Source organism: Shewanella maritima (assembly GCF_043643735.1).
Classification (GTDB): Bacteria; Pseudomonadota; Gammaproteobacteria; order Enterobacterales; family Shewanellaceae; genus Shewanella; species Shewanella maritima_A.
The window spans coordinates 274,233-289,802 of record NZ_JBHZSM010000001.1 but is presented as its reverse complement, the minus strand read 5'-3'; the positions used below and the strand labels follow the sequence as shown (position 1 = coordinate 289,802).

At 36.6% G+C, this 15,570-nt stretch carries 8 protein-coding genes and 1 pseudogene; 7 read left to right on the top strand and 2 right to left on the bottom strand.

Annotated elements, in window-relative coordinates:
• Window position 1: 1 nt before the first annotated feature.
• The 6 genes and pseudogenes from ACHUGF_RS01180 to ACHUGF_RS01150 all read left to right on the top strand — a co-directional run bounded on the left by ACHUGF_RS01180 (window position 2) and on the right by ACHUGF_RS01150 (window position 9,481).
• Window positions 2-3,916 (top strand): glycosyltransferase, encoded by a 3,915-nt coding sequence (locus ACHUGF_RS01180; RefSeq protein WP_394128941.1) that lies wholly within the window; start codon window positions 2-4, stop codon window positions 3,914-3,916.
• 60 nt (window positions 3,917-3,976) lie between these two features.
• Window positions 3,977-5,179, top strand: coding sequence for a hypothetical protein (locus tag ACHUGF_RS01175; protein WP_394128940.1), 1,203 nt, complete (start codon window positions 3,977-3,979; stop codon window positions 5,177-5,179).
• Window positions 5,180-5,759: 580 nt separating this feature from the next.
• A pseudogene (locus tag ACHUGF_RS17960) lies at window positions 5,760-6,288 on the top strand (transposase family protein); the annotation flags it as partial.
• A 150-nt stretch (window positions 6,289-6,438) separates the two neighbouring features.
• Entirely contained in the window at window positions 6,439-7,605 is a 1,167-nt protein-coding gene (locus tag ACHUGF_RS01160; protein ID WP_394128937.1) for a nucleotide sugar dehydrogenase, read from the top strand.
• Between the two features lie 93 nt (window positions 7,606-7,698).
• Window positions 7,699-8,499, top strand: coding sequence for a sulfotransferase family 2 domain-containing protein (locus ACHUGF_RS01155; protein WP_394128936.1), 801 nt, complete (start codon window positions 7,699-7,701; stop codon window positions 8,497-8,499).
• Between the two features lie 364 nt (window positions 8,500-8,863).
• Window positions 8,864-9,481, top strand: a complete 618-nt coding sequence (locus ACHUGF_RS01150; RefSeq protein ID WP_394128935.1) for a sulfotransferase family 2 domain-containing protein — start codon at window positions 8,864-8,866, stop codon at window positions 9,479-9,481.
• Window positions 9,482-9,854: 373 nt separating this feature from the next.
• On the opposite strand, the gene ACHUGF_RS01145 is transcribed toward ACHUGF_RS01150, so the two are convergent.
• Entirely contained in the window at window positions 9,855-11,087 is a 1,233-nt protein-coding gene (locus ACHUGF_RS01145) for a tail fiber domain-containing protein (RefSeq protein ID WP_394128934.1), read from the bottom strand.
• Window positions 11,088-11,141: 54 nt separating this feature from the next.
• Window positions 11,142-11,576 carry a hypothetical protein gene (locus ACHUGF_RS01140; RefSeq protein ID WP_394128933.1) on the bottom strand — a complete coding sequence of 145 codons (435 nt, stop codon included), beginning with the start codon at window positions 11,574-11,576 and terminating at the stop codon, window positions 11,142-11,144.
• A gap of 274 nt (window positions 11,577-11,850) precedes the next feature.
• On the opposite strand from ACHUGF_RS01140, the gene ACHUGF_RS01135 reads away from it, so the two are divergent.
• A partial coding sequence (locus tag ACHUGF_RS01135) for a beta strand repeat-containing protein (RefSeq protein ID WP_394128932.1) occupies window positions 11,851-15,570 on the top strand: 3,720 nt, incomplete at its 3' end.

Below are 15,570 nucleotides of genomic sequence, written 5' to 3'. Positions count from 1 at the left end.
CATGAATTTAAAAAAAGCACAAAATCAGAAAAAATTAATCAAGAAAAGTGGCTTGTTCGACCTAGCATTTTATACCGAGCAAACTCAAAAGTTTGCAACAGAAGATGATGCAATTGAACACTACTTAAAAACTCCTTTACTTATTAGAAGGTATCCAAATAAAAATTTTTCTGTTCAATTTTACTTAACTCAATATCCAGATGTACAAGCTGATGGTGTTGAACCTTTTGTTCATTATTTGCAATTTGGCATGAAAGAAAGTAGAGAAATATATAGTGAATCTTTTGAACTAGAACATGGTGAAAAAAATAGTCATCTATATATGCAGTACGATCTTTTATTGAACTCAGATTATTTTGATGAAGATTTCTATTTAAAGCATCACTATGAAGAATTAGCCGAGCTACATCCTGCCATTCATTATTTGCTAAAAGGGGCGAGTTTAGGACATGACCCGTCAGAATTATTTTCAACAGCTCATTACCTAGAACAGTATAGCGATGTTAAAAAAAGTGGGCTAAACCCTTTAATTCATTACATTCTACATGGCCAGGCTGAAGGTAGAACTATAAAACCCCTAAAACAGAAAGAAGCCAATGATGAAAACCTAGATTATATTTCTCTTATAATTCAATCTAAATACTTCGATCCTGCGTATTATGCCCACCAAATTGAACGAAAGGAGCTAACTCCCGAACAACTCGCTCAAAATTATCTTGAAGAAGGCTACCTTAAGGGGATAGACCCTTCTGATAAATTTTCTACAAATTTCTATATAGATAACTATCCAGATGTAAAAAGTGCGAATGTAAACCCATTGCTGCATTACATTCTTTTTGGTGCCTTAGAGGATAGACTGACAAAGAAATACAATATTGGCAATTCCCTGTCACTAAAGTCAGTTGATATTGTTATTCCTGTTTACAATGCTTTAGACGATGTTAAAAAGTGCTTAAACTCTGTAGTGGAAAAGGATGATGGCTATTTAATTAAAGTATTAGCTGTAAATGATGGGTCCAATCAAGAGACCACTGATTGGTTGAGGGAATTTTCAGAGTCTTACGGCACAGTTACTCTTATTGAGCATGAAATTAATAAAGGTTATACCAAAGCAGTTAATACAGGACTGAGACATTCAGAAGCGGATTATGTTGTGACACTAAATAGCGACACTATAGTCACGACCGGATGGTTGACTAGTTTAATTAAGTGTCTAGAGTCAGATTCGAATATTGGTATTGCGGGCCCACTATCTAATGCTGCGAGCTGGCAGAGTGTGCCGATATTATTTGATGATGATGGTGCTTTTTGTATTAATCAGATCCCTCTAGGTTTAACACCTGATGAATTTGCTCAAATAGTGTCAAATAATTCAGAGAGATCTTACCCGAGGTTACCCTTCGTCAATGGTTTTTGCTTCATGATTAAAAAAAATGTGTTGCAAGAAGTCGGCTATATGGACGAAGAAAATTTTCCTTTAGGCTATGGAGAGGAAAATGACTTTTGTATCCGAGCAATTAAAGCTGGTTATGAATTAGCAATAGCTGATGATAGTTATGTTTTCCATGCAAAATCGAAAAGCTTTGGTCATACAAATAGAAAAAAACTTTCACAGCAAGGGGCTTTGAAATTAAGAGAGAAGCATACAAAAGAATATTTTGAGAGTCTAATTACTAAAGTTAAAAATACCTCAGATTTAGACAAGGTACGCAAATCTATTAACAACGAGTTGCTCGACCTTGAAGCAAGAGCTGTTGAGAGAGGAGTGTATGATGGCATTTTATCATCAAGAATTCTTTTTGTTCTCCCTGTAAATGGTGGTGGTGGGGGCTCTCATTCCGTTGTACAGGAAGCACACCATATGATTTCTCTTGGGGTTAAAGTAAATGTTGCGGTGAAAAGAGGTCGAAAATCTAGCTTTTTAGAGCAGTATAAAGAGCTAGAATATGCTCAAAATTTATTTATAGAATTCGATGACAGTAATATTTTGGTTTTAGCTAAAGATTATGATATTGCGATTGGAACTGTTTTCCATTCAATGTGGATAATTAAAAATATTGTTAATGTATTTCCACATATTATTCCAGCATATTACATACAAGACTATGAACCATATTTTTTTCAACCCGAAAGTGAATCTTGGAAAAAGGCTAAAGAATCTTATGAGTTAATTCCAGAATCTTTGTGTTTCGCGAAAACTGATTGGATACGTAAAGAAGTACGAAAACACCATAACATTAATGTTCATAAAGTAAACCCAAGTATAGATCATGATGTATATAGGGTGCAAAAGAGATTAAATAGCTCTAGGATCAATATTACTGCAATGATTAGACCTCAAACTCCTGTTAGAGGAGCTGAGAAAACTATGAGGTTGCTAAAGAAATTGTCACAGAAGTTTGACAATCTAGATATAAACATTTTCGGTTGTACGAGCAGCGACTCTCAATATAAATTTTTAGATAAGAGTTTTGAATTTACGAATCACGGTATTTTGAAAAGACCACAGGTCTCAGATATATTAGGTAAGTCAGATGTTTTTGTTGATCTGTCAGATTATCAAGCATTTGGCAGGACGTCTCTTGAAGCTATGGCCTGTGGAGTAGTTCCTATTTTACCTACTCACGGTGGTGGTGACGAGTATGCAATTGATAATTTTAATTCAATAGTAGTCGATACTCTCAATGAAGATGAGTGTTTTGAAAAGGCTAATCAATTTCTGAAGAATTGGCACCTATTTCCGGAATTTCAAAGGAGTGCCATTCAAACGGCAACAGAGTTCTCAGTAAATAAAGCAGCTATAAGCGAGTTGTGCTTATTTAGCAGTGCTTTGAGTGCTTTTAGGAAAAAATGTCCCATACCTACTAAAAAGAAACTAGCTTTAGTCCCAACAAGACGAGGAGATGGTATTGCTACTGGCTCTGGGTTTGTAAGAGTAAATTACCCATACTCTAATCCTCATTTATTGGGTGAGTGGGACGTTAATGAAATGTTAGGGGAAGAGCTTCCAAAACCTTCAGATTATAATGCTGTTGTGATTCAAAGAGACATAGCGCATATCTCCCAGCATAAACTTGAGAGTTGGCTTACTTGTTGGAAAGAAAAAAATAATAAGCTAATTTTTGAAATTGATGATGACCTTTTTGAAGTCAAAGCTTTAAAAGAAAGAGGTTTTGCAGGTGATGCTGAAAAATTAAAAAAACGAATCATCTTTTTAGCAAAGTCTGCCGATTTAGTGACAGTTTCAACGGAAAAGCTAAAAGAACTTTTGTTAGAATATAATAACAATGTAAGAATAGTACCTAATTTTCTCGATGAGAAATTGTGGGAAATAGGTAATGAAAGCGTTGGTTGTAAAGATAGTTATATAAAGAAAGAAGGTGACCCGATTAGAATTGGGTACATAGGTACTCCTACTCATGATTCAGATTTGAAAATTATACAATCAGCTATGAATAGGTTGAAAAGTGAATTTGGTTCTAAAATTGAAATTGAAGTAATAGGTGCATATCACAAAACTTCCCCTCTTTTTGGGAGTAAAGTAGCTCTTCCTAAAGCCAATGATTATACGAGTTTCGTTAAATGGTTACATAAGAGAGTTCATTGGGATATTGGTGTAATCCCGCTGAAAGATGATGATTTTAACTTAAGCAAGAGTAATCTTAAGTTTCTTGAATATACAGCGTTAGATTTAGCAATTGTTTGTTCTGATGTTCCTACATATAAAGGCATTGCCGAACATGGGAAAAATTGTTTGGTTGCCAGTAACAATGAGCAAGCATGGTATCAAGCCGTTAAAACATTAATCGTAAATGATAACTTTAGGGAATCTATAAGAGAAAATGCTTATAAAGATATTTCAGAGAACTATACTGTTGAGAAAAATATTAGTGTTTACCTAGATGTGCTAAATTAATTACAAAATTTATACTCGGCCATGTTAATTGAGATATGGCTGAAAATATAAAGGATAGAAATGAAAACTTTATACTTACATATGGGGTTTGGTAAAACGGCTTCTACGTCAGTACAGGCAACATTGGCTAAAAATGAGGGTTTAATTGATGTTAGTTATCCTCGGTTCCTTGATTTAAAGAATAGGAAAATGCAAAGTCATTTTAATATGCTTACGAGTTTGTTTTCTGATAGCCCTCAAACTTTTAGAGATAATATTTTAAATAACTTTGATAGTGAAGAGGTCAATAGCTTCTATGAGAAAGTTTTAGATGAAATATTGTCCGAAACTAATGATATAATTCTGTCATCTGAAACTATTCCCAGTTTTAATCGTAACGAATTGAGAAAACTTTTAGCTAAATTAAATAATTCAGAGTTCAAAATTCGTCCTATAGCTTTTGTAAGAAGTCCTTACTCTTCTTTAAATTCTGTTTTACAACAAAAGGCTAAATCAGGAGGTGTAATTGATTTTAATAACCTACCAAGTTTTAGCGTATCAGAGGATGTAAAAAAATTAATTTCAATTTTCCCAAATTCTGAATTCTATCCTTTTGAGTTAGTTTGCAAGCACGAAAATGGTCCAGCTGGTTTTTTTCTTGACTTGATAGGAGTTAAAGAACAATCAAACATTGAGTTTGTGTCTGATAACAAAGGTATTGGTAACAAGTCCACTCGATTTATTAACGAGCTCAATAAAGTTTATCCATCAATACAATCTGGTAAGCCGAATTCAATTAGAAAGGGACGTTACTATTTAGATTTATCATTTGATTCAGATAAATTCAGTTTAACTAAGCGTGAGTATGAACAAGTAAAATCTTTATTAGATGAAGAAAATAACCGATTATATGAGCTACTTGGGGAGGGGTTTACTGATAAAAAATACACTTTCAGCGAGGAATATCAATTTAGTCTACTGGATGCTAAGAATTTAGTTGAGGTTGCGAAAGGGGAATCTGAGTTTGTAAAAGAGTTTGCTTATACTTATTTAAAGAATATGGGCGTTAGAGATACTGAATTGTTATTACAATTGTTTCAGAAAAAAGATCATTTTGACGCGAGTTTTTGTATTGAGACAGCTTTGCTACTAGAAAGTATAGATTTAAGGAAAGCTAATCAGCTTATGCAAATAGCCTTTAAACATAGACCTAACGGGCCGAGAGTTATTAAAAAACTTAAGCAATACGAAATTGCATTAAGCAAGAACAAAGTAAAATTATGATCTGATTTAATCAAACAGAATACTTTGATAATGGAATATAATCCAATTATTGATGATTTAAATGACTACACTAACTTTTAGAAGTTATTCGGCTGAGTTTAAACAAGAAGCCGTTGCATAGGTAACCGGACAAAGTTACAGCATTCCCAAGGCTGTTGCGTCTTTAGGCATCACGTATAGTCCACTATAATAGGAATGTAAAGTTTTAAACTGACCAGTCTGTAGCGGCTTTAATTTATGACGAACGAGCTGAGTTATTAAGGTAATGTAAGGAAAGTAAAGAGCCAAGGATGTGAAAAGAGATTCTAAAAAGGCCAGTGACTACCTGCTCAAGGAAATCAAGTAATGTTCAAAACGATTAAGCAACTTTCAGCGATAGTTTTTGTAACTAAGCTTTGCCAAATGACGAAGGTGAGTCGCTAAGTTTATTACGTCTAGTTAAAGCTACAAGCAAAACTGATTTCTACTAAGTAATTTAATATGTACTGAAGAGCTAGAACTATTTTCGTGCAAAGTCGATATAGTTTAGCTATCGGGAATTGCATAATAGATCCTGCAAAAAGCCTCTAAGGTCTGTGATTATAGTGTTCAAAAGTTCATTGGTAAGTTAGGTTTAGATGTGACTCAACGAATTGCTCATAAGGTCACAACTAAGCGCAAGTATAGTGATGCTGTAGCTTGTAACTTATTGAATCAATACTTAAATTCTATTGTAGTTAATCAAGTTAGGGCTTGAGGCTTGATCTATCTAATGAGTGGGGAAGGAAGATGTATTTGGCCATGGCCATGGTCATGGACTTATATTTGCCTCGTATCGTTGGCTGGCATATTGATAAGCTCACGACAACGAACTTAGTAAGCAAAGCTATGACGAAAGCATATAACTTGCAGCAACCGCCTAAGAATTTAGTCTTTCACTTTTATAGAGGTTCGCAATATATCTGTAAGCATTATCGTAAATCCCTCGCTAACTACTGTGTCAGATCTAGCATGGGGACGTGGGCGCTTGTTGGGATAATGATGTCGTTGAAAGGTTCTTTGGAAGCTTTAAACATGACCAGTTATTGAAAATACTTCAGCCAACTCATGAGCATGTGAGAAATGATGTAAACGCATTTATGCGTTATTACAACGCAGATAGATAACATACACTTAATGATGACCTGTCGCCAATAGTGTGTGAACAGGTTTACTTAAGAAAAGTGTCCTGAATTAGTTGTGTAGAACACTAATACTTTTACCATTGAGATAAAAAACTAATGAATATTACCGTTGCTGGCACTGGCTATGTTGGCCTTTCTAATGCCATGTTATTGGCACAATTTAACGACGTTATTGCGTTAGATATCGTCCCTGAAAAAATCAAAATGCTTAGCGATAAGATATCTCCTATTGCTGATACCGAGATTGAGTACTTTTTGCAACACAAAAATTTAAATTTTAAGGCGACTACAGATAATGAGCTAGCTTATAGTAATGCTGATTATGTGGTAATTGCGACCCCCACAGATTATGACCCAGAAACAAACTACTTTAATACCTCCTCAGTTGAGGCGGTAATTAAAGATGTTATGGAGATTAACCCTGAAGCTGTGATGATTATTAAGTCTACTGTGCCTGTCGGGTTTACAAATTGTGTGCGTAGAAAATTTGATTGTGAAAATATTATTTTTTCGCCTGAGTTCTTACGTGAAGGAAGAGCACTACTCGATAATCTTCACCCCTCTCGAATCATTATTGGTGAACGTTCAAAGCGTGCCCAACAGTTTGCCGAGTTGTTGTTGCAAGGCGCAATAAAGCAAGACGTACCAATTTTATATACAGACTCAACAGAAGCCGAAGCAGTTAAGCTGTTCTCAAATACATACCTTGCTATGCGAGTGGCCTATTTTAATGAGTTAGACAGCTATGCTGAGAGTCATGGCTTAGATACAAAGCAAATTATTGAGGGCGTGGGGTTAGACCCGCGTATTGGAGACCATTACAATAACCCTTCGTTTGGTTATGGTGGTTACTGTTTGCCCAAAGATACTAAGCAGCTGCGTGCAAATTATGCGGACGTGCCTAACAGTATCATTGGTGCGATTGTTGAAGCGAATACTACTCGTAAAGATTTTATTGCAGAATCGATCATTAGGCGAAACCCTAAGGTAGTGGGTATTTATCGTTTGGTTATGAAGGCGGGTTCTGATAACTTTAGGTCATCTGCCATTCAAGGCATCATGAAGCGGATAAAAGCTAAAGGCATAGAGGTTGTGGTTTATGAGCCCGTATTGACAGAAACTGAGTTTTTTCATTCAGAAGTCATCACAGACTTTAAAGCATTTAAGCAAAAAGCGGATGTGATTGTGGCAAACAGGATGGAAGATACTCTTCAGGATGTAGCTGATAAAGTCTATACTCGTGATTTGTTTGGAAATGATTAACTCTATTTTTATATAAAAAGCCAGCGTCGCTGGCTTTTTGATTAAAAAATCCAGAGATTCTTTAATTACAATAGAAAGATAAGAGGTTGAGTCTTGACATTTAATTTTGCTGCAAAAACACATGGCCCTCTAGCAAGGAATCCTGAGCATAATTTTGCAATGAATCATTCGATTATGTTTTACAGAACTAGTGCCCTTTATACATTTATTCCCAAAAATGCATGTTCTACTCTTAGGTTAACTGCTGCCTTTGAAAACGGATGTATTGATGACATAAAAGATGGGCACTGGATTCATAGTAATAATCAAACATTTAAACCCACATTATCAGAAGCTATTAAAGCTGATTATACCTTCGTAGTTTTACGCTGTCCTTTCAGAAGGCTTGCTAGTGTGTTTTTAGATAAGTTTGTTGCTAAAGAAGGGCCTGCATGGGCATATAGAGATTTTACAAAACGGAATATTGAACTAGATAAGTTAACTTTTAGGCAGTTTGTACTTGGCTTAAGACAGCCGGGTGCACTGAATTTAAATAACCACTGGCGACCCCAGCATCATTTCCTACTATACAAACAATATAGTGATTACTTTAGTGTTGAAAAGTTTCCTATTTTAGTTGAGAAGCTTAAACAAAAGTTAGCAATAGAAGTGACAGATGCAAGGAGTCTTACAAACCATGGATTAGATACCTTTGAATCATTGTATGATAAAGATTATAGTCGGGCCCAGTCAGCTCATCTGGCGAACTTAAAACGTCAGGGTAAAGTACCAAGCTATGTAAACCTCTATACAGCTGATTTGATTGAAGTCGTTAAAAAGTTATATCAAAAAGACTTTGAACTTTATCTCGAACATTTCAATGAGTCTGATTTGCTGTTTAGTTATAGTTCATGATTAATTTCAACATATGTTGGCACAAGAATAATCTGAAGCACTTAATACTCTGAGTATTTTCTAATCAAAGAATAATCTTTCCTAATAATTGGCACAAGGCGATTTTCTAGCTTGCTTCACTGTCTTTGAGTCTGCAATTACTTTTTCTTGACGAAACATTTGGGAAAGTGAATCGAGCGTAATATGCGTGTCCTGCTCCCTGAGTACTCATTTAGCATGTAATGTTTTCAATTCTCAATATGTCGTTTACGTTTGCAGTGATTGATTTTTTTTGCGTAATATAATTAGCCTATGTTGTATCTAATGTTTTTGTTCAACATTCTATTTTGTTAGTTAGACAACCTTATTGGATTAGTGAAACCAAATGATTTCTTTCGAACATAAGTGTATATTCGTACATATCCCCAAGGTCGCTGGCACGAGCATCGAACGTGTGATTTGGCCCGGCGAACGGCGAACAGAGAACCTGTGGATGGGGTTTGTTGATAAGTTTCACAATAAATACCAAACAGGCGGGTTGCAGCACTTACTTGCCAAACAAATTAAGTTAGAGGTTGGTAATGATATTTTTGAACAATTCTATAAGTTCTCAATAGTGCGAAACCCATGGGACAAAGCAGTGTCCCAGTACACTTATATGAAAAAACGCCCCGATTTACGTGAATTTTGTGGAATGTCTGATGACTCATGCTTTAAGAGTTATCTGGATTTGATTTCTCAGAAGCAGCATGTTCAATGGACAAAGCAAACTGACTTTTTGTTAGATGATGACGGTGAGTTGCTGGTCAATTTTATTGGTCGCTTCGAAGACTTGAACGATGATGTAGACAGAGTATTTGGGCATTTAGGTATAGAAGCTAATTTACCACATTTGAATAAAGGAAGTAGAGAAGGCTATCAGCGATTTTATGATAGCGAATCTAAAGAGATAGTCGAGTCGCTGTATAGTGACGATATCGCATATCTTAATTATTCATTTTAGTCTATTAGACATTAATGGTTAGCCTTAAGTTATATACCTACTCTATGTTTTTAAATTCTTCAAAACAACGTTAGAGACTGTAAATACCCCATAGATAAATAGGTTCTTACTCGTAAGAAGATGCATAAATAAATTTAGCTAGTATTAACTTAGCCACAATAGTATGTCATTTCTAATTTGAGCTAATTTTGTGGATAAATTTTCTACTTAATCACTTGGTTGTTCTTTAAAAGAAGGGGGGATGTCCCCCTACTGCGCAAAAAATGACTCTTATGTTATAAGTTTTTACTATATAGTTTTAATTTAGATTTACGTAGTTTCTATAGCATATGAGAAATTACAATCACTCCTTTTAAATTCACACTATTCACTATTATTTTTCTTGAATTAGTTCTTTAAGCATTTTTATCTCAGCTTTACTTTTATCCAATTCTAACTTGAGTGCTTGTATTGCAGCCAATGATACTCCTGCAATATCTGATACAGATATTTTTCCCTTTTTATCACCATTTAATCCGAACGCTTTGTGGAAATCTTCCGCCATTGGGCCAATATGTTTAGTGTTATTACTTTGTTTAATATAATTCCATTTGGAAATCGGTAAAGAAACTAACTTCTCTAATATTAAATTATTATCAACCTGTGTAAAGTTCTCTTTTAATGAGCGGCTTGAAGCAAAATCAGTTCCTGTAGCGGTGATTGTGCCTAAAATTGTTAAGTCACCATTTGGAGACAAAACAAACTCTTCATACGGGTTTGTTGAGTTTACAATTCTGAAGGTAGAGTCTTCATATCGTGCTTGCTGTTTCCATTCATTCGGCAAGCCTTCTTGCACATTATTTATTTTCATCCCAATAATAGAACTGCCGCCCAAATTTTCTAGCTCTAGCACTTTAACGTGTGGGTTATTGGTTTGATTCATTTCAAATCTTGCCACTGGCATAATATTTGTTGCTGAATTGTGAGAAACTAAGAGATCGCCATTTTCAATATCAAGCTTGGCATCAGGAGTTTGATCACCGATACCAATATTACCACTAGAGGAAACGACTAATGCATTGGTTGGCGCACTTGGCATAATCTTAAAGGGCAGCTTTGAACCATTAGTGACATCACGCACGAAGAAGTTTGTTTCGTTACCCGCTAAATCCCAGGTCTGAGCGGTAAAACCTGAGCTTCCGTCTTGTTCCAGCCTTAATGTAGGGCTATCACCGTCTACTACTTGCAGTTCCACAACTGGAGTCGAGGTACCTAATCCAACTCGGCCTCCATCATCAACGTATAAAGCATGGTTTTGAGCGCCTGCTTCGATAGTAAAAGGTGTTCTACCACCATCAATATCATCAATCGAAAACTTGTTTAAACCACCATTTGTTGAATCATTAGCAGTGAGTTGCCAGTCATTCGATGGGAAGCTAGCGCTGTTACTGGTGTCTTGAAATTTAATGCGAAGGTTGTTCTCTTTGAGGCGTAGAGTATCGAAACCAAATGACTCACCGTTAACACAGTCTTGTCCAATACATGCACTTTGAGTGACAATTAAATCATCTAGAATTTGCTGATCCGCATGAGCTGCAAAGAATGCTCCGAATAATGATAGGGCCATTGCTGACCTTATGTAAATTTTCATTTTTATTTCCTATTATCCTTAATATCTGAATTATAGCTCTTGGTAAGCAGGTTCGCTTTGGCTCATCGCTTCTTCTTTAGTAACAAATGCATGATCTCTAATATTAAAAAAGCCCGTTACCGTTTTAATGTTACCTTTATTGCGCTTGGCGCCTTGTCTACCTGTAGTAGGATCATTGATAATTTCCGTCTTTCCGTTTTGGGTGTATTGCACCTTATAGGTGTAATTTCCGTCTGCGGCATTACCTAGCTGATCTATGTCTAATTGAGATTCATCATATAAATCGTAATTAGCGTTAAAACCATTTGGGCCAGTAATGTGTATCGTGATCTGATTAAATTTTTGTTCAGTTGAAAAATCTAATGTGGTTTGGCTGGCAACGATACCTTCAGCCATAGAAGAACAGGATAGTAGGCCTGCTATAACCAAGGTAATGAGTTGTTTATTCCTTCGTTTTACTTTCATTTCAAAGTCTCAAACGGTCGCAATATAAGTGTTAACAAATATTATACATTTACTTTGTGCATTTTGTAACACTATAAGGTATGACCTGAAAGAATTATTTTATAATAAAAAGGTTTTAATACTTTTGTACTCTACTGTAAGTATTATCTTTTTTTGTTTAGCTATCTTGGCTTGGCATATTTGTTGTCACTATGAATGATAAAAAATAGAGTTAACGCTGTATCAAGTGTTATGATTATGTAAAGGAATTTAATCAGTCACTCTTGGAATCAGCATGTCCCCTTCAAAATCTATTAACTTTATATTCTGTTGTTTTTTCGCTTTACTCAGCTTTAATGTATCAGCGGCTGGGACAGACTTAGTGATTACGGGTGACCTTGAAGGCGGGAGCGTTACTAGTGGGAATGCTACAACTTTACATTATACCCTTACGAATAACTCTGTTGATACGAATGCTTTGGCTATTGCGTTTTCTACCTTGTTACCTTCAGGGGTAACTGTATCTCAACAACATAATTTTTCGACAACATGTGCTGCAGGTATTACAGATATCACGGCTAATGCGACGTCTGTTTTATTTTCCGGTTACACGCTGAATTTTGGAGCCAGTTGTGAGATAGAGTTTGATGTAGTTGCCACATCAGTCATTGATCAAAGTTTCAATATCACCACTGACGGGTTTGAATCAAGTTTAGGGTTGTCTTCTGACATTTCAAATACATTAAATGTCACTGTATCGACGATAACTGCAACGCTTGCCGTTCAAGAGTCGGCGGTTCCTTTTCAGGAAACAACCAATTTAGTACTAACCTTAACGAATAACGATGCGGGGTTCGCTCATGGTTTTGCAGGAGGCATCACACTGCCATCTGGGCTAACGTTTAGTGAAGATGATATTACTACCAATAATTGTGGAGATTATTTTACAGCCACCAAATCCGGAAGTGACACGGTTAATTTGAGCTCTTTTGTATTCAACAATGCAATCGTGGCTTTTGTAAACGGTAATAGTGATCAATGTACTATCACAATGAATGTAGAAGGTACCTTACCGGGTGATTATAGTATTAGTACTGACCTACTCACTTATAATGGGGCGACCTTAACAATAGGTAAAGCGAGCACTGAATTGGTGGTGAACCCTATCGGTTTTGTGAATGCTTCGTTTTCACCCAAAACGGTGCAATCGGGCTCAGTGACATCGCTTGACATTGAAATGACGAATTTTGATAGGGATAATCAAGCTGCCAATGTCACGTTTACTACAGATTTAAGTGCTGCACTGTCTGGGATGGTAGCTAACGGCTTACCTTTGACAGATATTTGTGGTTCAGGCTCAACTTTGTCTGGGACAAATGTTGTCACGCTTTCTTCAGGTACGATTGAGGCGGGGCAAAAGTGTAACTTCTCTATTCCCGTTTCTGTGCCGAATAATGCTTCAAATGGCACGGTGCAAAATACAATAACAAGCATCAGTTCTTCTCTTCAAAACTATGACGATGTTAGCAGTAACTTAATTATTTCCAATGCGCCTGTTTTGACAATGGAGATTGTTGAATCGTCATTTAAAGCGGGTGATAGCATCACTCTCAGATACAGTCTTGAAAATATAGATACTGTAAACGCAGCCTCTAATATTGCATTTGATTCATTTATAGGTTCCCCATCTTTATCAACGATTACGACTCTACCTGCTGCAAACTATTGTCAAGGCAGCGGTACAAGTAATCAATTAGTGGACTTAGATTTGTGGAGCGTTGCCTATAGTGGAGTTTACCTACCAGCAGGAGGCAGTTGTTCTTTTGATTTAATTTTAACCCTAAATAGCTCGGCAGTTGCAGGTCAATACAATTATTACTCACAAGCGATATCTGCATCGATTAATGGACAAAATGTTGTATCAGGTTCCACTTCAGCAAGCGTTTCATTTTCATTAGATAGTGCCCCTAGTTTTTCAATGAGTCTGGCTGATAGTTCTGTGCTTCCTGGAGAGCCTACTTCTCTGGATTTTAAGCTAAGCCACTCTTCAAATAATTCTGCTTTAGCGGAAAATATTGCCTTTACGGTTGATTTGGATGCTGCAGCTTCAGGTTTTGTTTCAACAGGGTTACCTTTGACTAACGTTTGTGGCGCAACGTCTTCAATTTCTGGAACAGGCTTACTTACCTTTTCTGGTGGTTCTTTGGGGGTAGGGGAGTCATGTGAGTTCTCTGTTCCAGTACAAATACCAGTAGCTGGTGTTGGAGCTGTTACTGTAACTAGTTCAGATCTCGCCGCTGATGTGAATAGTGTTAGTTTATCTAAGCCTGCAGTATCAACCAACTTTAATATCTCTGGACTAAGAATATCACGTACCATTTCTCCTTCTAGCATTCGATTAGATGGTTCAAGTAAAACTGTTCAAATGACTTATTTGGTCACTAATCAAGCTGGAGCAGGCAATGCAACAGCTGGAGCTATTACTGATAGTATAAGTAGCTTTATACCAAGTGCCCAATCCGTATCCGGTGCTTTAAGTGGGTTTTGTGGTGCAAGTAGCTCAGCAAGTGGTACGACATTTCTGATAGTAACGGGTTTAGAAATACCAGAGGGAGGGCAGTGTAGTTTTGCTATTGATATACAGGTTCCTGGAGGGACTGCCCCTTCATCCTATTTGAGTGCGCCTGTTTCTCTCTCTGCTACAGTTAATGCCATATCGCAGGCTGTCACCTCAAACACTGTAGAATTAACAGTTTCTCAATTAACAACCAATACCAGTATAGATGTTAGTAGTCCGACTTCAGAATCTGTAGTTAATGTATCTATTAGCTTTTCTTCTCCAGTAACAGGTTTTGATGCAAGTGATGTTGTGCTTATCAATGCAACAAAGGGTAGCTTCACCGGTTCTGAGTCAAATTATTACTTAGAGGTTCTTCCTACTCTGGATGGTGATGTAACCATTCAAATTCCAGCTGGTGTGGCTCTTGATGCTGAAGATGCTAACATTGGTAATCTTGCTGCTACAGATATCGTTTTCAGCTATCAATCAGCCCCTTTGATTCCAACCCCAAGCATTAGCTTAAGCGCCCCTTCTGCAATATTAACCAGCAGCAATATCGTCACTTATTCTGTTAACTACACTGACGTTGAGCAAGTAAACCTTACTACTGCTAATGTATCCTTAAATACAACGGGCAATGCCTATGCTTCTATTAATGTTCTAAATGGTGATACTAGCTCAGCCACCATAGAACTTAGTAACTTTACTGGCAACGGTACAATTGGATTAAACATTGCTGAGGGTACAGCAAGATACAGCACTAATGTTGCACCAGCAGTGGGGCCGTCTGATGTATTTGCGGTTGATACATTGGCTCCTTCGGTAGCTTTATCTACTGCCAGTAATAGTGTTAACTCTGACTTTATTGTTGATATTCAATTTAGTGAGGATGTCTCTGGATTTGATGTATCTGATATCACAGTAAGTAATGCATCCCTTTCTAATTTCCAAACCATCGATGCTAAAAATTATCAAGTGACTGTTTCTGCTTCAGGTGATGTGAGTATTTCGCTGGCTGTACCAGCTGATAAATCAACCGATGCCGCAGGTAATAACAATTTAACGTCTAATAGTTTAAATATAGACTTTGATGCGCTTAAACCGACGGTATCAATCACAGGTCCTGGAGGTACAGTTGCATCACCTTTTACAGTTCAAATAGATTTTTCCGAAGATATTAGTGGTTTTGATATTAGTGATATTTCAACTATAAATGCTGGGCTTTCAAGTTTTACTCAGTTATCAAACAGCTCATATACTGTACTGGTAACCCCAATTATTCAAAGTAGTGTTTCATTAGATATTGTTGCTGATGTAGCTGTTGATGGTTTTTCAAATGGTAATGAAGCTGCTGCAACATATAGTGTCTTATACGATTTCAATGATGCGCCAGTGATTTCAGGCTCGCCTGCAACTAGCGTGAATGAAGACAGCGCGTATAGCTTTACGCCAAGT